An 18,120-nucleotide genomic window follows, 5' to 3' on the forward strand; every position below is an offset into this window, starting at 1 on the left:
GCGAGGCCGCTACTCCCGCGATCGTGGCTCGCCGCTGTCTTCCGCCGCCTGCCTGCGCAAGAAAGCCTCGACATCGGCCTGCACCGAGTAGGGCGTCGGGATCGCGTCGCCGGCGGAATCGACGGCGGTGTCGAGGCAGCGGCGCAGCATGCGGGCGAGCTCGGCCTTGCGGTAAGGCTTTCGTAGGAGCGGTGCGCCCATCGTGGCGCGTCCCTGCGCGTGCAGCGAATCGTAGGCGTAGCCCGACGTGAACAGCACGCGCAGTGACGGCCGCGCCGCCACCATCTGCTCGGCGAGCTCGCGCCCGTTCATGCCGCCGGCCATCACGATGTCGGTGAAGAGCAGGTCGAATGGCCTGCCTTCTGCCGCGATCGCCAGCGCCTCGGTCGCATTGGCGGCCGGGATGACCTTGTAGCCGAGGCCTTCGAGCTGGACCGTGACGTATTGGCGGACGTCGTGGTCGTCTTCGACGCAGAGCACGGTCTCCTTGCCGCCGACGATCTTGCGATCGTCATAGCCGGTCGGGCGCAGCGCGCTCGCCTCCGCCTTCGGCAAATAGATCGTGAAGATCGTGCCGCGGCCTTCTTCGGAAGCGACCTTGATGCCGCCGCCGGACTGCTTGACGAAGCCGAACACCATGCTGAGCCCGAGGCCGGTTCCCTTGCCGACCTCCTTGGTGGAGAAGAACGGATCGAAGATGCGCTCCAGGATGGCCTGCGGAATGCCCGTGCCGGTGTCGGCAATCTCGATCTCGACATAGTCCCCGGCATAGCCGGCGCCGACCGCGACGGCCTCGCGCACGCCGAACACGACGTTGCGCGTCGTCAGCGTCAGCCTGCCGCCGTCGAGCATGGCGTCGCGAGCGTTGATCGCGAGGTTGAGCAGTGCCGAGCTCAGCTGGCCACGGTCGGCGAAGGCGAGCCAGACGTTGCGGTCGAGCCGGGTCGCGATCTCGATCTTCTTGTCGAAGGTCGCCAGCAGCAGCTTTGCGAGCTCCTCCAGCAGCTCGTTGACGTCGATATCGGCCGGCTGCAGCGCCTGCTTGCGGGCAAAGGACAACAGGCTCGACGTCAGCGCGGCGCCGCGATCGGCGGCCTCGCTGATCAGCTTGGTAATGGTCGCGAGCGGCGGGTTGTCCTTGACGGCGTCGGCGAGGATCTCGATCGTGCCGGTGATCACCGTGAGCATGTTGTTGAACTCGTGCGCGATGCCGCCGGTGAGCTGGCCGACCGCCTCCATCTTCTGCGACTGCACCAGCTGCTCCTCGGCAGCGCGCTTCTGGGTGATGTCCCGGACGAAGGTGTTGATGAGGGTGCGCCCTGCGGGCCGCAGCACCGTGCTGGAGGCCTCGGCCAGGATCTGGTCGCCATTCCTGTGGATCAAAGTGAGCTCGAAGCGCAGGCCCGACGGCGCGTTCGACAGTTCCGGAACCAGCCGCGCCATGCGCTGCCTGAAGGCGGCACGCAGCGGCTCGGCGACGATGAGGTCGACCACGTCGGCCCCGAGCGCCTCCTGGCGCGTCCATCCGGTCAGGGCCTCGGCCTGAAAGCTCCACTCCAGCACGGTGCCGCTGTCGTCGATCTGGATGAAGGCATCGAGCGCGGTCCTGATGACGGCTTGCGTCATTTGCGCGCTGTCGCTGCGGGCGCGCGCCAGCTCGGTCGCGTGCGCGAGGGCGTGTTTCCCCTCCGATCTCTCGATCGCGCCGTTGCAGAGGCGCGCGAGCAGAACGGCAACGGCGGCGCTTGCGATGAGGGCCGCGATCTGGGCCATGCCGAAGCCCGGTCCGGACACGGCATGGGAGGCGAGGAGGGCCGCCGCGGTCACGACGACCTGTGCGGCCATCGCGAGTGTCAGAAGCCCCCTGAGTTTCATGGTCTCACACCAACGACGTCCGTTACGGACCCCCACGTCCGCCCGCCACATTACTCCGGCCCCGCGTGAGCTACAGATTCAATGCGGCGTCGTCGAGGGGCAATTTCTGGTGGTGCCGGGCGGCGGCCGCCTCAACCTGCGGGCGTATCGGTTTGCCGCAGCGTCGTCACCCAGATCACGCGCGCGGCCTGCTGGGTCGGATTGTCGAACATGTGCGGCACGATGCTCGGAAAGCGAAAACTGTCGCCGGCTTCCAGCACATGGGCCTGGTTGTCGAGCCACAGCCGCAGGCTGCCCGAGAGGATGTAGCCGGCCTTCTCGCCGGTGTGCTGCAGGAAGTCAGTGCCGGAGGAGGCGCCGGGATTGAGCGTAAGCTCGTACAGCTCGAGCTGGCCTTTGCCTTCGGGGGTGAGGGCTTCCTTGACCACGCCGCTGGCGGTGAGCCGCAGCAGACGCCTGGCGTTCTTGCGCACGATGTAGGGCGGCGCTTCGGCGGGATCGCTGGTCTCGAAGAAATAGGAGATGGGCACGTCGAGCGCGATGCTGAGCAGGCGCAGCGTGCGGATCGACGGCATGGCGCGCGCGCGTTCGAGCTGACTGATCATGCCGGTGGACAGGCCGGTCTTGCTGGCGACGTCCTGGATCGACAGGCCGGCGCGCTGACGCAGCAGCCGCACAGTCTCGCCGAGGCGCTGGTCGACCGCATCGTCCGTCTCGGTCGCCGCAGCTTCTTTCGTGCCGTTCATATCGCCGCGACCATCCATGTCGCTCTCCCATGCATCATCTCAGCCCGGGCCATCGCGTCCGAAGCTTCAGTCGGAATGAAAAGGTCGCGCATACTAGCAATGTGATTGACAGCTGTATTTAGTCGTGATGAAATTTTGTGAGAAAAATTTAGAAGCACTAAAGCCCACTCCTGTCCCTTTGCCGGGGTCTCGGGGGCGCGGGAGACGGTGCCGCGTGCGGAAACGGAGAGTGGGTCATGGCAGACGACACCGGCAAGCTCGGCGCCCCGGCACTGCATCTCGGCATTCCGAATCGCCGTCAGTTCTTTCAGCTTGGCGCGGGCGCTGCGGCGGGATGGACGCTGTCAGGTAACGCCTTTGCGCAGACCGAACGCCCGACCAATCCTCCGGACAAGCCGCGCGGGCAGGTGATTGCGGCGCTGTCGCAGGAGCCGACCGTCTTTCATCCGCTGATGCCCGGCATCGAGGTCGACCAGGGCATCTGGTGGCAGGTGTTCTCGCCGCTCTGGTTCATCGAGCCCGACGGCAAGTTCGTCCCCGACCTCGCGCGGGAGGTGCCGACGATCGAGAATGGCGGCCTGTCGGCGGACGGCCTGACCTGGAAGATCAAGCTGCGCAGCGACGTGAAATGGCACGACGGCACGCCGTTCACGGCCGAGGACGTCAAGTTCTCCATCGAGCTGATCAACAATCCCGCTTTCCGCGCGCGCAGCCGGGTCGGCCACAGCCTCGTCAAGGACATCACCGTCGTGGCGCCCGACGAGATTCATTGGCGGATGGAAGCGCCCTATTCGCCCTATATGTCGATCCTGGCGTCGTTCACCTTCATCGTGCCCAAGCACATCCTGGAGAAGGTGTCCGATCCGAATGCCTCGCCGTTCCACAACGCGCCTGTCGGGACCGGCCCGTTTCGCTGGGGCGAGCGCGTGCCCGGCGACCACATCCAGTTGAACGCCCACGCCGGCTATCATGGCAAGGGGCCGTACGTCGAACGCGTCGTCTTCAAATACATCCCTGATCTCACCGTGCTCTACACCCAGTTCCGCACCGGGCAGGTCGACTACACCGGCTTGCAGGGCATTTTGCCGAACTTCGTGCAGGAAGCGAAGACGCTGAAGGGCCGCAAGATCTTCGTCTCTTCGACGTCCTCGGTCGAGCATATCGCGCCGAATCTGGATTTTGGCCCCTTCACCGATCGTGCCGTGCGCGAGGCGCTCTATCTCGGCATCAACAAGCAGGCGATCATCGACGCGCTCTATTACGGCCTGCCGACGCAAACCGAGAGCTTCGTGCCGCAGCAGGCCTGGTCGTTTCAGCAGGGCTTGCCGCAGCACAAATACGATCCGGCAAAGGCCAACGCGCTGCTCGACGCCGCGGGCTGGGTTCGCGGCTCCAGCGGCATTCGCGAGAAGGGCGGCGTCAAGCTCGAGTTCGCCAACTCGACGACGGCGGGCAGTGCCGTGCGCGAACAGTGCCAGCAGCTCCTGATCCAGGACTGGCGGGCGATCGGCGCGGCGATGCGCGTCAACAACATGCCGGCGGCCGTGATCTGGGGCGACTTCTGGCAGCAATCGAAGTTCAATTCGGTGATCGTCGGCGTGAACTTCATGCTGGGCAGCGACCCCGACGTGACGCCGCGCTTCGGCTCCGGCGCCATTCCCGCCAAAGGCGGTCGCGGCTACAACACCTATCAATATCAGAGCGCGGAGGCCGACCGGCTGCTGGCGCAAGGCGCCAAGCAGTTCGACCTGGCGCAGCGCAAGGCGACCTATGGCGAGCTGCAGAAGCTGATCCGCAACGATCTCGCGATCCTGCCGCTGTTCCAGGGCTTCATCGCCGAGGGCGTGAAGGAAGGACTGCAGGGCTTCCGTCCCAACATCAACATGTCGATCAACAGCTGGAACATGCGCGAATGGTACTGGGCCTGATGCACAGGGTTCGCTGGGCAGCCTGAGATGGCCCGATACGTCGTCAACCGCCTGGCGCAGTCGATCATGCTGCTGGTGATCGTCTCCGCGATCGGCTTTGCCATCCTGCATCTGGCGCCGGGCGGTCCGCTCTCTCAGTTCGCGGCCTCCGCGCAGATGACGCAGGAGGATCTCGACCGCGTCACGAAACAGCTCGGGCTCGATCGGCCGCTGCCGATCCAGTATCTCGACTGGTTCGGCCGTATGGTGCGGGGCGACTGGGGCAAGTCGTATCGCGACGGCGAGGCGGTGCTGTCGGTGGTCTCCTCGCATCTTGGCGCCACGCTGGAGCTGATGGCGACGGCGACGATCATCGCGGTGCTGCTCGGCTGCTGGATCGGCATCCTTGGCGCGCTGCGGCGATACTCGCTGTTCGACACGCTGGCCACCGTCGGCGCCATGATCGCGCTGTCGATCCCGACCTTCTGGTTCGGCCTCGTCACCATCTACGTGTTCTCCGTCAAGCTCGGCTGGCTGCCAGCCGGCAACCGGCAGACTGTCGGCGACGGCTCCTTTCTCGACCTGTTGCACCATCTGATCGCGCCGGCGATGGTGCTGGCGCTGGTGGAGACCGCGATGTGGGGCCGCTTCATGCGCTCTTCGATGCTGGAGGTGATCAACCAGGACTACATCCGCACCGCGCGGGCCAAGGGCATGCCGGAATGGCGCATCCTCACCGTGCATGCGCTGCGCAACGCGCTGCTGCCGATGATCACGGTGGCGGGCCTGCAGTTTCCGACGCTGCTCGGCGGCGCGCTGGTGGCCGAGACCGTGTTCACCTGGCCCGGCATGGGGCGGCTGTTCCTCGATTCCATCGGCTACCGTGATTATCCCGTGGTGATGGGCATCCTGATGTTCTCTGCGACGATGGTGCTGATCGGCTCGCTGCTCGCCGACATCCTCTATGCCGTCGTCGATCCGCGCATCCGGGTGGGCTAGGCGATGACGGCTGCAACCCTCACCTCGGCACAGCTCGCGCCCGGCCAGGCCGCATGGCGGCGCTTCCGCCGGCATCGCCTGGCGCTCGCCGGTGCCGTCATCATTCTGGTGCTCGTGCTCGGCTCGGCGATCGGTCCTTATCTGCTGCCGTTCGACGACACCTATATCGACATCATGAAGCGGTTCGCGCCGCCGCTGTCCGGCGCGCATATCCTCGGCACCGACGAGCTCGGCCGCGACGTGCTGGCGCGGCTGATGATGGGCGGCCGCGTCTCGCTCACGATCGGCATCGTCGCGATGGTGATCGCCATGGCCGTCGGCATCGTCGTCGGTGCCTTTGCCGGCTTCTATGGCGGCGTGGTCGGCGCGGTGCTGATGCGGCTCGTCGATGCGGTGCTGTGCTTTCCGACCATCTTCCTGCTGCTTGCGCTGGCGGCGCTCACCGAGCCGGGTCTCGTCACCACCACCGTGCTGATCGCGGCGACCGCCTGGATGTGGGTGGCCCGCGTCGTCGAGGCCCAGGTCCGCTCGCTGCGGGAACGTGAGTTTGCGGTCGCCGCGCTCGCATTCGGCTCGTCGAATCTGCGGATCATGTTCCGCGAGCTCGTGCCCAACGCGATCGCACCGATCGTGGTCGCGGCGACGCTGAACGTCGCCAAGGCGATCCTGCTGGAATCCTATCTCAGCTATCTCGGCTACGGCGTCCAGCCGCCGGCTGCGAGCCTGGGCAACATGCTCAACAACGCGCAGATCTATCTCACCAGCGCGCCGTGGCTCGCGATTGCGCCGGGCGTTGCCATCACGCTGGCGGTGACCAGCTTCAACTTCCTCGGCGACGGCCTGCGCGACGCGCTCGATCCGCGCATGAACATCCCATGACACGTAAGACTCGATCGAACCAGCTTCCAGGAGTGCCCCATGTCCCCGCCGCTCAACCGTATCAATAGCGACGATCGCCTGCCGGCGCAGGTGGACGTCGTCGTCATCGGCGGCGGCGTGATCGGCGTCTCCGCGGCCTATCATCTGGCGAAGAAGGGTCACTCGGTCGCGCTGGTCGAGAAGGGCCATGTCGGCGGCGAGCAGTCGAGCCGCAATTGGGGCTGGTGCCGCCAGCAGGGCCGCGCGCGGGAGGAGATCCCGCTGGCCCGCGAGGCGCTGCGGCTGTGGGAGGACATGCAGAACGACGCCGGCGTCGATGCCGGCTTCCGCCGCACCGGCGTCTTGTTCCTGACCAAGAGCAAGGACGAGCTCGCGAGCTGGGAGCGATGGGCCGCCGTTGCGCGCGAGATGCAGGTTCACTCGACCGTGCTGACGCCGGCCGAGGTCGCCGAGCGCATGCCGGGCAATACCGACACCTGGGTCGGCGGCCTGCACACGCCGAGTGACGGCCGCGCCGAGCCGTCGATGGCCGTGCCCGCGCTCGCCACTGCCGCGCGAAAACACGGCGTCACCATCCATCAGGGCTGTGCGGCGCGCGGGCTGGAGACGACGGGCGGGCGCGTCAGCGCCGTCGTCACCGAGAAGGGCACCATCCGCACGCAATCCGTGCTGCTGTCGGGCGGCGCGTGGTCGTCGCTGTTCTGCCGCCGTCACGGCATCGAGCTGCCGATCGGTCTCGTCAACGCCACCGCGTGCCGCACCGCTCCGGGACCGGAGATCACCGCGGGCGCACTCGGCACTGACTTCTATTGCATCCGCCGCCGCCTCGACGGCGGCTACACGCTGGCGCTGCGCAATCGCGGCACCGTCGAATTGTCGCCGGACCTGCTCCGCTACGCCTGGACCTTCTGGCCGACCTATCTGCATCGCAAGAACGGGTTGAAACTGTCGTTCGGCAAGTCGTTCTTCGACCAGCTCATGCGCGGCACCAGTTGGAGCTTCGACAAGCCGTCGCCGTTCGAGACCGAGCGGGTGCGCGATCCCGCGCCCGACATGTCGCTGGTCAATTCGGCGCTCGCGGCGCTGATCAAGGCCAACCCCGATCTGAAGGACATCGAGATCGCGGAAGCCTGGGGCGGCACCATCGACTGCACGCCCGACACGATCCCGGTGATCTCGCCGGTCGATGCGCTGCCCGGCTTCTTCCTCGCCACCGGCTTCTCCGGCCACGGCTTCGGCATCGGCCCCGCCGCCGGCAAGCTCGCCGCCGACATCGTCACCGGCACCACGCCGCTGGTCGATCCCGAGCCCTACAGCCACAAGCGCATGATCGACGGCCGCCGGCTGGCGCCGGTCAGCCCGTTCTGAGGGCCGCATGACGGTTCTCTACAAGGCCAACATGGTTCGCGGTGCGGAGTGGGCGCGCTTTTTCGCCGAGCGCGCGCCCGATCTGCCGTTCCGACTCTGGCCTGACATCGGCGATCCCGCCGACGTCCGCTACCTCGTGGCCTGGGTGCCGCCCGACGACATCGCGGCGACGTTCCCCAACATCGAGCTGGTGTTCTCGGTCGGCGCGGGCGTCGACCAGTTCGATGCCACGAAGGTCCCGGCACATATTCCGCTGGTCCGCATGCTGGAGCCCGGGATTGCCGAGACCATGGTTGAATATGTCACCATGGCCGTGCTGGCCTTGCATCGCGACCTCCTCGATTTCATCAGCCAGCAGAGAGAGCAGGTCTGGCGCGAGATCCGGATCACGCCGGCCAGGCGCCGACGCGTCGGCGTGATGGGGCTCGGCCAGCTCGGGCAGGCGGTGCTCGATCGCCTCAAGGCGTTTGGCTTTCCGCTGTCAGGCTGGAATCGCTCGCCGCGCGAGATCGATGGCGTCACCTGTTATGCCGGTGCCGACGCGCTGCCAGGCTTCCTTGCGCAGAGCGACATCCTCATTTGCCTGCTGCCGCTGACCGACGAGACACGCGGCATCCTCAATGCCGATCTGTTCGCGCGCCTGCCGCGCGGCGCGTCCCTGGTGAACGTCGGGCGTGGCCTGCACCTCGTCGAGGCCGATCTTCTCGCCGCCCTTGATAGCGGTGCAATGTCGGGTGCGGTGCTCGACGTCACCGAACCCGAGCCGCTGCCTGAGGCACATCCGTTCTGGAGCCATCCGCGCATCCTGCTGACACCGCACAATGCAGCCATGACCGCGCCGGATACGGCCGTCGATTTCGTGCTCGATGTCATCGGCCGTCACCGCCGTGGCGAGGAATTGCCGGGGCGTGTCGATCGCACGCGCGGCTATTAGGACACTCGCATGAGCACCGGCGCAAACGCACCAGCCCCACTCGTCTCCCAAGCACAGTCCCCCGTGCTGTCCGTCTCCGGCCTCACCACCTCCTTCATACTCGAGCGACGATGGATTCCCGTCGTCCGCAACGTCTCCTTTGACGTTGCGCCCCGTGAAACCGTTGCGATCGTCGGCGAGTCCGGGTCGGGCAAGAGCGTCACTGCGCTGTCGATCATGCGACTCATTCCGAAGGACATTGGCCTCGTCGAGGGCCGCGTCATGCTCGCCGGCCGCGATCTGCTGGCGTTGCCGGAAGCCAGCATGACAGACATTCGCGGCAATGACGTCGCCATGATCTTCCAGGAGCCGATGACGAGCCTCAATCCGGTGCTCACCATCGGCTTCCAGATCGCGGAAGCGCTGATCCAGCATCGCGGCCTGTCGCGCGCGGCGGCGGAGGCCGAGACCATCCGCCTGCTCGATCGCGTCCGAATCCCCGCGGCCAAGTCGCGCTTCCACGAGCATCCGCATCGTTTCTCCGGCGGCATGCGCCAGCGCGTGATGATCGCGATGGCGCTGGCCTGCAAGCCGAAGCTGTTGATCGCGGACGAGCCGACCACCGCGCTTGACGTCACCATCCAGGCCCAGATCCTGGAGCTCCTGAAGGAGCTCCAGCGGGAGGAGGGGATGTCGATCCTCTTCATCACCCACGACATGGGCGTGGTCGCCGAGATCGCGGACCGCACCGTGGTGATGTATGGCGGGCAGGCGGTGGAGACGGATGCCACCGCGCGCATCTTCGAAGCGCCCTCGCATCCCTACACCCGCGCTCTGCTCGCAGCGGTGCCACGCCTTGGTTCGATGGATGGACGTGCGCGGCCGATGCGCTTTCCGATCGTCGACAAGGTGACCGGCACCTCGGACGATCCGGTGGAGACGCCCGACACCGTCTCGACGGCCGAGCGGCCGCTGCTCGAAGTCGCAGGGCTCACCACGCGCTTTCCGATCCGCTCGGGCCTGTTCGGTAAAGTCTCGGGCCGCGTCCACGCGGTCGAGAACGTCTCCTTCACCTTGCGCGCCGGCGAGACGCTGGCGCTGGTCGGCGAATCCGGTTGCGGCAAGTCGACGACGGGCCGTTCGATCCTGAAGCTGACCGAGCCCGACAGCGGCACGGTTCTGATCGACGGCCAGGACGTGCTTGCGATGAGCGGCCGGGCTTTGCGCGATTTCCGCAAGCAGATGCAGATCATCTTTCAGGATCCTTTCGCGAGCCTCAATCCGCGCATGTCGGTGGGAACGGCGATCGCTGCGCCCCTGCTCGCCAACGGGCTCGCGACGGCGTCGCAGGCGCGCGATGAGGTCGCCGACCTTCTCGTGCGTGTCGGCCTTTCCGCCGACATGGCCGCGCGCTTTCCGCATGAATTCTCCGGCGGCCAGCGCCAGCGCATCTGCATCGCGCGCGCGCTCGCGCTCGGGCCGAAGCTGATCGTTGCGGACGAGGCGGTCTCGGCGCTCGACGTCTCGGTCAAGGCCCAGGTCGTGAACCTGATGCTCGACCTGCAGGCCAGCATGGGCCTCGCTTATCTCTTCATCTCCCACGACATCGCGGTGGTCGAACGCATGAGCCATCGCGTCGCCGTCATGTATCTCGGCGAGATCGTGGAGATCGGTCCGCGCGCCGATGTGTTCGGCAATCCGCAGCACCCCTATACCAAGAAGCTGATGGCCGCCGTGCCGGTTCCAGATCCGTCACGTCGCGGCACCCGGCGCGAGGTGGCCAACGACGAGATCAGGAGCCCGGTGCGCGCGCCGGACTATAAGCCGCCGGTGCGGCAGTATCGCGAAGTCTCGCCCGGCCACGTCGTGCAGGTCTGGGGCGAGGAGTGGTCGGCGTGAAGCGCATCACGAATTGACGCGCGGGCGGTGTCGTTTTCGGACGTGATCTTCTTATTCGGGTCGCCTTGCGAGAGCGCGGTCGTTATGTTGCGGAATGCTCGATTTCGCCGCCCAGTACGAGGCCTTCAAACGCCGCGACCCGGCTTGGGACGGAATCGTTTTCGTCGCGGTCAAGACCACCGGCGTCTATTGCCGTCCAGTGTGCCGGGTGCGAACGCCGTTGCCGCGCAACGTTTCATTCCATCGAAGCGCCGCATCTGCAGAGCGCGCCGGCTTCAGGCCGTGCCTGCGATGTCGACCGGAAACGGCTCCGTTCTGTCCGGCTTGGAGGGGTACCAGGACGACAGTCGAGCGTGCGCTGGCGCTGATCGAACAGGGAGCGCTCGACCGAGACACGGTCGATCGGCTTGCGCAGCGCCTTGGTGTGGGAGGGCGTCACCTTTCGCGCCTCTTTGCCGAACATCTTGATGCCTCTCCGTTGCAGGTTGCGCTGTCGCTGCGCGTTCGCCGAGCGAAGCGGCTGCTCGACAATACCGACCTTTCGATCCGGTTGGTCGCCGAGCGCGCTGGCTTTTCGAGCCCCAGGCGACTCAATGCTGCGTTTGCGCGGCTCTATGGCCGGCCGCCGTCGGCGCTGCGAAAGAGAATGTCGCCAAATGCCGAGGCTGAACGAACGAAGGGGAGAATGTGGTGATCGACAAGAATTATGGGACGGTGAGCGCGGAGCAGCAAAGACAATTGAGTGGTTTGGAGTTCGTCCGCGGACTGGCGACAGGCGAGCTTCCTCTCAATACGATTGCCCGGACACTCGGTTACGATGTGGCTCACGCGGAGAGCGGTCGTGTCGTCGTCTCGATGCAGCCGACTGACGATCACCTCAATCCGGCGGGCACCGTGCACGGTGGATTGACGGCGACGCTGCTGGATAGTTGCATGGGGCTGGCGGTTCAGACGATGCTCGACAAGGGCATCTCGCAGACGACGCTGGAGTTCAAGATCTCGCTGCTGCGACCGATCACCCCGCAGACCGGCCTGATCACGGCGGAAGGGAAGGTACTGAACTGCGGCCGCCGTATCGGCACTGCCGAAGGACGGGTCGTCGATGCCCATGGACGTCTGCTCGCGCATGGCACAACGACGTGCCTCATCTTTCCAAACTGATAGCGTCGTTCGATCGCCCTGACGAACGGCGCAAATGCCTCACGAGTTCACGTGCACGAAGTCCCGCAGCAGCGGATAGATCTCGTTGTTCCAGCGTCGGCCTGAGAACACGCCGTAATGGCCGACGCCGGCCTGCATGTGGTGCACCCTGCGGTAGGCGCGCACGCCGGTGCAGAGGTCCTGCGCGGCGAGCGTCTGGCCGATCGAGCAGATGTCGTCCTTCTCGCCCTCGACCGTCATCAGCCCCATCCGGCTGACGGCTTTTGTGTTCACGGGACGGCCGCGATGCATCAACTTGCCCTGCGGCAGCAGATGCTCCTGGAACACGTCGCGCACGGTCTCTATGTAGAACTCTGCGGGTAAGTCCATCACGGCGAAATATTCGTCGTAGAAGGTCTTGATGGTCGCGGCCTTTTCCTTCTCGCCCTTGGCGATGTGGTTGGCGAGGTCCATGTGCTGCTTGATGTGGCGCTCGAGATTCATCGAGACGAAGGCGGTGAGCTGCACGAAGCCGGGATAGACTTTTCGCAACGCGCCGCGGCATTGCACCGGCACGTAGTTGATCAGGTTCTGCTCGAACCATTCGATCGGCTTGCTCTTGGCGAAGTCGTTGACCCTGGTCGGCTGGATGCGGGTGTCGATGGGGCCTGCCATCAGCGTCAGCGTCGCCGGGCGCGAGGGATGGTTGTCCTCGCACATGATCGCGGCGGCCGCGAGCGCCGACACCGACGGCTGGCAGATCGCGACCATGTGCGGGCGTGGGCCGAGCTGGCCCAGGAAGTCGATGAGATGCTCGGTGTAGTCGTCGAGCCCGAAACGGCCCTCGCTGCGCGGGATGTCGCGCGGATTGTGCCAGTCGGTGATGTAGACGTCGTGGTCCTGGAGCAGCGTCTGCACGGTGCCGCGCAACAGCGTCGCGAAATGGCCGGACATCGGCGCCACCAGCAGCATGCGCGGCTGCTCGCCCACGCCCTCCTTCCTGAAGTGCAGCAGCGAGCCGAACGGCGTCGCGTAGGCGATCTCCTCGGTGACGGCGACTTCGCGATTGCCCACCCTGACGCTGTCGATGCCGTAGGCGGGACGGTGGTAGGTCAGGGTGGAGCGCGAGATCAGCTCCAGCGCCGCCGACAGCCGGCCGACCACCTGATCCGACATGCCCTGCGGCACCAGATTGAGGAATTTGAGTGCGGACGAAGCCCCGGCGCGCCACGGCGCGGTCAGGTCCATGTGGTTCTGAAAGGCCTGATAATACATCGACATCATGCTGAAACGCCTACCTCTCTCATGTCGTGATGCAATATCGAAGCCAGACCGGAGCCGGACCGCCCGGAAAATTGGCACGTCGCTTGCTGCTCTCTGGGCGGGAAGCACAGGACACCGGCTGGCCCGCGCGGCGGCGCGGCGCCCGCGATCAGGCGTTAAGGGAAGAGCCACATGGCAAAGGCGACACTGACCATCAGCAGCAAGAATTATTCGTCCTGGTCGCTGCGTGGCTGGCTGCTGGCGAAATTCTCCGGGCTCGATTTCGAGGAAATCGTCACCGCGCCGGACGATCCGTCGGCGCGCGCGGAAATCCTGCTGCTGTCGTCGTCGATCCTGGTGCCGTGCCTGCGGCACGAGGGCGCGGTGGTCTGGGATACGCTGGCGATTGCCGAATATCTCAACGAGGTGATGCCGGCCGCCGGCCTGTTGCCTGATGACCGCGTGCAGCGCGCCCATTGCCGCGCGATCTCGGGCGAAATCCATTCCGGCTTCACCACGCTGCGGGCCTCGCTGCCGGTGAATCTGAAAGGGCATTTTCCCGGCTTCAAGATCTGGTCGCGTGCCCAGGCCGACATCGACCGCGTCTGGTCGATCTGGCGTGACTGCCTTGAGAGGTCGGGCGGCCCGTTCCTGTTCGGGGGGAGGCGCACCATGGCGGACGCGATGTACGCGCCCGTGGTGACCCGCTTCGTCACCTATGACGTCAAGCTGGAGCCGCGGCTGAAGGCCTATGCCGACACCATCATGGCGATGCCCGAAATGGCCGAATGGATCGCGGCCGCGCGGGAGGAGCCGGCCGAGATCGAGGAGCTCGAGGTCGAATATTAGGCAGTCCTGACGCGGCCTTGCCTGTTTCGGGGGCGGGACCGGTCGCGGCGGTCTGGGCGAGCTATGCCCTTGTCCGGATTAACCTTTGGCGCCCGTTTCGGGTCGCTGCCGTTCGCCCCGCCGCACAGATGTTGTACGCATCTGCACAGCCGCACCGACATCTAGCCGTGAACAGGTGCGTACACGGTCGTTCGGCTGATTCGGACGTGATTCGTTCGGGCCGCGTTCCGAAGGTTAAGGCGGAGCGCGGCGCCGTTGCATTTTGGAACAGCCATGGAGGCTTCAGGCGGCCCCGCGCTGCTTCACGCGCGGCAGGCGCCAGCCGATGACGGTCGCTTCGACCGCAATGCCCGCCTCATGGTTCTGCCAGCGTCCCTCGACATAGCGGCAGGCGAACGGCAGTTGGTACGTCCCGCTGTGGTCCTCGCACAGCACCTCGAGCGCCAGGCCCGGCGGTGGTTCTCCGGCGCCGTCGAATTCCGCCAATCGTCTATCGCGCGTTGCCATTCCAAAAATCTCCCCTAATCAAAGCCGCGGAAAGAGCGCCCACTTCTTCCGCGTGCGGATCATCGTTCCCCGTCCGAGGGAACGGATGCAAGCTCAACGCGAGAATGCGGTACCAGTGTGGTAGCCTCTGGCGGCTGCGCGCAAACAGCGCACATTGCCGTGATCGAATGGACGAGGAACCTGCATGCTGCTTCGAAACGCCGGGCTTTGTTTCGCGATATTGCTGCTCGCAACGCTGGCGGATGCGCCGGTGCACGCGCAGGACGTGCCCGGCATCGAGATCTGCACGGTCGAGAAGACCATGGAGCGGCGCACCAGCTGCCTGCAGAGCAATGTCGACTTCCTGCAGAAGACGATCACCAAGCTCACGCTCGACCATCAGCAGAAGCTGGACGCAGCCAACCGTCAGATCGACGCGCTGAAGGTGACGCTCGCAGGCTTGCAGAAGACGATCGGCGATCTCCAGACGGCGCAAGCGAAGCAGGCGGACGATCTGAAAAAGAAGCAGGACGCGCCGCCCAAGGACGCCGCGAAATAGAGGCGGCCATCACGCCACGCGATAGTGCTCCATCACGCCCCGGTCCGGCTCATGGCCGAGCCCCGGTCCTGTCGGCACCGCGACATGGCCGGTGGCATCGCTATCCGCGCGGCCGCCCCAGAGGCAGGCCTCGCGCTTCAGATAGAACATCTCGACCAGCCCGTCCTCGCGCGTTGCGAGCAGGTGCAACGTTGCCAGCAGGCCCGGCCCGAAATACGGGGAGTGTGGGACGACCTTGACGCCGAGCCGATCTGCCAGCGCCACGATCTTCAGAAATTCCGTGATGCCGCCGACCTTGGTCACCGACGGTTGGGCGTGGCTCACCGCACCCGCTTCCATCATCTGGCGGAATTGATATTCCGTGCAGGCATTCTCGCCCGCGGCGATGCCGAGCCCGCCCTTGCTGCGGACCTCGGCGAGCGCGGCAAAGTCTTCCGGCGGCCAGACCGGCTCCTCCAGAAACATCGGTCGCGCGTCGCGGCATGACGCAGCGAACGCGATCGCCTGCTCGGCCGTGAGCGGGCAGTTCATGTCGACCATCAGCGGAATGCCTGGCCCGATCGCCTCGCGCGCGGCAAGCACCGCAGGCGTCGTGGTCTCGTGCAGCTTGATCGCACCATAGCCGAGCGCGAGCGCCTTCCTGCATTCGGCCGCGATGTCGTCGGGTGCGCCGATCCGCAACAGGCTCGCATAGGCCGGAATGGCGGTGCGCCTGGTTTCGCCGAGCAGGCGATGTAGCGGCACGCCCTGCACCTTCGCCGCCAAGTCCCACAGCGCGATGTCGAGCCCCGAGATCGCGAACATGGTGATGCCGTAGCGGCCGAACAGGTGCAGGTTGCGCTGGATCTGCTCCATCGCGGCGGGGATGCCGGCGGCATCGGGCACCTTCATTCCGCGGGCCTGCGGCGCGATCATCTCCTCCACCGCGCTGCGCGTGGTGCGCGGGCAGACATAGGCGAAGGCATCGCCCCAGCCGGTCAGTCCGGCATCGGTCAAGACCTCGATGAGCACCATGTCGAGGGCGGTGATTGCGGACGCGCCCTGGCGAAAGCTCGCAACGCCGGCGTCATAGGGGATGCGGATATGGTGCGCTCGCACATCGGTGATTTCCATGACGCGGGTTCCTCTTTCTCGTGAGCGGTTCTGGAGAGTGTAGCTGCGAATGCCAGGGCGTTGCCAGTGGCCATTCCCGGACTATCCTTGTGCGCGGACAGCAATGCGGATCAAGCGAAGCCGGTGGCGGCAGCCCATCATCTCCGCGCTTCGAACGAGAGTAGTCACCATGAACCCAGCGCAGCGCGCGCTCTGGTACATCGAGAGCCATCTGGCCGAGCCGATGGCGCTCGACGAGATCGCCTCGATCTCGGGCGTGTCACGGTTCCACATCGTGCGCGCGTTTGCCGCGGCCACCGGCTTGCCGGTGATGCGCTACGTGCGCGCGCGGCGGCTGACGGAGGCTGCGCGTCTTCTTGCGAAAGGCGCGCCTGATATCCTCAGCGTCGCGCTGGAGGCCGATTACGGCTCGCACGAAGCGTTCACCCGCGCGTTCCGCGACCAGTTCGGCGCCACGCCCGAAGCGGTGAGGGCGGCAATGTGCGTCAACCAGCTCAAGCTTCAGGAGCCGATCCTCATGGACTCCACCATGCTCGACCATCTCGCCCCGCCGCGTTTTGAAACCATGAAGGCCTTCCTGGTCGCCGGTCCTGCCGAGCGCATCTCCTGCGACAACGGCGCCGTCATTCCCGGCCTCTGGCACCGCTTCCATCAGGAGGTCGCCGACATTCCCGCGAGGGTCGGACAGGTCGCCTACGGCGTCTGCTGCAACGGCGACGATGCCGGCAATTTCGACTACATCGCCGGCGTCGAGGTCGCCGATTTCTCGGACCTGCCGCGACGCTTCGCCCGCATCCGCATCCCCGAGCAGCGCTATGCGGTGTTCACGCACACCGACCACGTCGCCTCGATCCGCCGCACCGTCAACACGATCTGGAATCGATGGCTGCCCGGCTCGGGTTTGCAGGCCGCGGACGCACCGAATTTCGAGCGCTACGACGTGACGTTCGATCCCGCAACCGGCAATGGCGGCTTTCAGATCTGGGTGCCGGTGAAGGAGTAAGCGCAACGCTGGCATACCATCCCGCTTGCTTGGCAAGCCGAGGCGACTTTGCCATAACCTCGGGCAAATCTTGCGTGTGGGGCCGAGCCGGACATCCCGTGCAAGTCAGAACAAGCAGCCGGGAGGGTCTCACATGTCTGATGTCCGCGTTCTCGCCACCGACCTCGAATTTCCCGAAGGGCCGGTCGTGATGCCGGACGGCTCGGTGGTGCTGGTGGAAATCCGCGGTCAGCGCCTGACGCGCGTCTATCCCGATGGCCGCAAGGAGATCGTGGCGAAGATTCCGGGCGGCCCGAACGGCGCCGCGCTCGGACCCGACGGCAAGATCTACGTCTGCAACAATGGCGGCTTCTCCTGGATCCCGACCCGCAACATGATCATGCCGGGTCCGCAGCCCGACGATTATCTCGGTGGCTCGATCCAGCGCGTCGATTTGCAGTCGGGCAAGGTCGAGACCGTCGTGACGAAATGCGACGAGCACGATCTGCGCGGACCGAACGATCTGGTGTTCGACAAGCAGGGCGGGCTCTGGTTCTCCGATCTCGGCAAGCGCCGTGCGCGCGAGATGGATGTCGGCGGCATGTACTACCTCAAGCCCGGCATGACCGAGCTCGTCGAGATCGTGCACGGCATCCTGCCGGCCAACGGCATCGGCCTGTCGCCGGATGAAAATACCGTCTACATCGCGGAGACGCCGACCGGCCGCCTCTGGGCCTACGAGCTCTCGGCGCCGGGCACCTTGAAGCCGCGGGACGTGATCTATCGCGGTGAGCGGGGCAAGCCGATCTGCGGCCTCGGCGGCTACCAGATGTTCGACTCGCTCGCGGTGGAAGCCGGCGGCAATGTCTGCGTCGCCACCCTCGTCTCCGGCTGCATCTCGGTCATCGCGCCCGACGGCACGCTGGTCGAGCAGGTCCCGACCGGCGACCGCGTCACCACCAACATCGCCTTCGGCGGCCCCGAGCTGAAGACCGCCTATATCACCCTGTCCGGCAAGGGCGAGCTCGTCGCCATGGACTGGCCGCGCGGCGGTTTGCCGTTGAACTTTTTGAACAAGTGACGATTGCGCTTGCGCTATCGTCATTCCGGGGCGATGCGAAGCATCGAACCCGGAATCTCGA

General features: G+C 65.8%; 17 protein-coding genes. 12 read left to right on the forward strand and 5 right to left on the reverse strand.

Annotation, left to right across the window (positions count from 1 at the left end; translation table 11 throughout):
- Positions 1–9 precede the first annotated feature (9 nt).
- Positions 10–1,875 carry an ATP-binding protein gene (locus TSA1_RS23355; protein WP_100178382.1) on the reverse strand — a complete coding sequence of 622 codons (1,866 nt, stop codon included), beginning with the start codon at positions 1,873–1,875 and terminating at the stop codon, positions 10–12.
- A gap of 131 nt (positions 1,876–2,006) precedes the next feature.
- Positions 2,007–2,639: a cupin domain-containing protein gene (locus TSA1_RS23360; protein WP_100178383.1), complete on the reverse strand. Its 633-nt coding sequence runs from the start codon at positions 2,637–2,639 to the stop codon at positions 2,007–2,009.
- A 218-nt stretch (positions 2,640–2,857) separates the two neighbouring features.
- On the opposite strand from TSA1_RS23360, the gene TSA1_RS23365 reads away from it, so the two are divergent.
- The 8 genes from TSA1_RS23365 to TSA1_RS23400 all read left to right on the forward strand — a co-directional run bounded on the left by TSA1_RS23365 (position 2,858) and on the right by TSA1_RS23400 (position 11,747).
- On the forward strand, positions 2,858–4,549 hold the full coding sequence (locus tag TSA1_RS23365) for a peptide ABC transporter substrate-binding protein (protein WP_100178384.1): 1,692 nt from the start codon (positions 2,858–2,860) through the stop codon (positions 4,547–4,549).
- A 27-nt stretch (positions 4,550–4,576) separates the two neighbouring features.
- Positions 4,577–5,527: an ABC transporter permease gene (locus TSA1_RS23370; RefSeq protein ID WP_100178385.1), complete on the forward strand. Its 951-nt coding sequence runs from the start codon at positions 4,577–4,579 to the stop codon at positions 5,525–5,527.
- A gap of 3 nt (positions 5,528–5,530) precedes the next feature.
- Positions 5,531–6,406, forward strand: coding sequence for an ABC transporter permease (locus TSA1_RS23375; RefSeq protein ID WP_100178386.1), 876 nt, complete (start codon positions 5,531–5,533; stop codon positions 6,404–6,406).
- A 39-nt stretch (positions 6,407–6,445) separates the two neighbouring features.
- Positions 6,446–7,774, forward strand: coding sequence for an NAD(P)/FAD-dependent oxidoreductase (locus TSA1_RS23380; RefSeq protein WP_100178387.1), 1,329 nt, complete (start codon positions 6,446–6,448; stop codon positions 7,772–7,774).
- A gap of 7 nt (positions 7,775–7,781) precedes the next feature.
- Positions 7,782–8,708 carry a 2-hydroxyacid dehydrogenase gene (locus TSA1_RS23385; RefSeq protein WP_100178388.1) on the forward strand — a complete coding sequence of 309 codons (927 nt, stop codon included), beginning with the start codon at positions 7,782–7,784 and terminating at the stop codon, positions 8,706–8,708.
- Positions 8,709–8,717: 9 nt separating this feature from the next.
- A complete protein-coding gene (locus TSA1_RS23390) occupies positions 8,718–10,586 on the forward strand; it encodes an ABC transporter ATP-binding protein (RefSeq protein WP_100178389.1) in 1,869 nt (622 codons plus the stop codon).
- A gap of 94 nt (positions 10,587–10,680) precedes the next feature.
- Positions 10,681–11,280 carry a bifunctional transcriptional activator/DNA repair enzyme AdaA gene (locus TSA1_RS23395; protein WP_100178390.1) on the forward strand — a complete coding sequence of 200 codons (600 nt, stop codon included), beginning with the start codon at positions 10,681–10,683 and terminating at the stop codon, positions 11,278–11,280.
- Positions 11,280–11,747 carry a PaaI family thioesterase gene (locus tag TSA1_RS23400; protein ID WP_430649802.1) on the forward strand — a complete coding sequence of 156 codons (468 nt, stop codon included), beginning with the start codon at positions 11,280–11,282 and terminating at the stop codon, positions 11,745–11,747. Before TSA1_RS23395 ends, TSA1_RS23400 begins: the two co-directional genes overlap by 1 nt.
- 39 nt (positions 11,748–11,786) lie before the next feature.
- Here the strand turns inward: TSA1_RS23400 and TSA1_RS23405 are convergent, their stop codons facing one another.
- Positions 11,787–13,010 carry a polyhydroxyalkanoate depolymerase gene (locus tag TSA1_RS23405; protein ID WP_100178391.1) on the reverse strand — a complete coding sequence of 408 codons (1,224 nt, stop codon included), beginning with the start codon at positions 13,008–13,010 and terminating at the stop codon, positions 11,787–11,789.
- 171 nt (positions 13,011–13,181) lie between these two features.
- Between TSA1_RS23405 and TSA1_RS23410 the strand changes: the two genes are divergently transcribed.
- Positions 13,182–13,838, forward strand: coding sequence for a glutathione S-transferase family protein (locus TSA1_RS23410; RefSeq protein WP_100178392.1), 657 nt, complete (start codon positions 13,182–13,184; stop codon positions 13,836–13,838).
- Between the two features lie 282 nt (positions 13,839–14,120).
- Here TSA1_RS23410 and TSA1_RS23415 read toward each other — a convergent pair whose 3' ends face one another.
- Positions 14,121–14,345, reverse strand: coding sequence for a hypothetical protein (locus TSA1_RS23415; RefSeq protein ID WP_028138161.1), 225 nt, complete (start codon positions 14,343–14,345; stop codon positions 14,121–14,123).
- Between the two features lie 184 nt (positions 14,346–14,529).
- On the opposite strand from TSA1_RS23415, the gene TSA1_RS23420 reads away from it, so the two are divergent.
- Complete coding sequence (locus TSA1_RS23420) at positions 14,530–14,883, forward strand: hypothetical protein (RefSeq protein ID WP_100178393.1); 354 nt, start codon at positions 14,530–14,532, stop codon at positions 14,881–14,883.
- A gap of 9 nt (positions 14,884–14,892) precedes the next feature.
- Here TSA1_RS23420 and TSA1_RS23425 read toward each other — a convergent pair whose 3' ends face one another.
- Complete coding sequence (locus TSA1_RS23425) at positions 14,893–15,996, reverse strand: mandelate racemase/muconate lactonizing enzyme family protein (RefSeq protein WP_100178394.1); 1,104 nt, start codon at positions 15,994–15,996, stop codon at positions 14,893–14,895.
- A gap of 169 nt (positions 15,997–16,165) precedes the next feature.
- On the opposite strand from TSA1_RS23425, the gene TSA1_RS23430 reads away from it, so the two are divergent.
- Positions 16,166–16,999, forward strand: a complete 834-nt coding sequence (locus TSA1_RS23430; RefSeq protein ID WP_174719040.1) for an AraC family transcriptional regulator — start codon at positions 16,166–16,168, stop codon at positions 16,997–16,999.
- A 133-nt stretch (positions 17,000–17,132) separates the two neighbouring features.
- Positions 17,133–18,059, forward strand: coding sequence for an SMP-30/gluconolactonase/LRE family protein (locus tag TSA1_RS23435; RefSeq protein ID WP_100178395.1), 927 nt, complete (start codon positions 17,133–17,135; stop codon positions 18,057–18,059).
- The last annotated feature ends 61 nt before the right edge of the window (positions 18,060–18,120 follow it).

The organism is Bradyrhizobium nitroreducens (assembly GCF_002776695.1).
Lineage (GTDB): Bacteria > Pseudomonadota > Alphaproteobacteria > Rhizobiales > Xanthobacteraceae > Bradyrhizobium > Bradyrhizobium nitroreducens.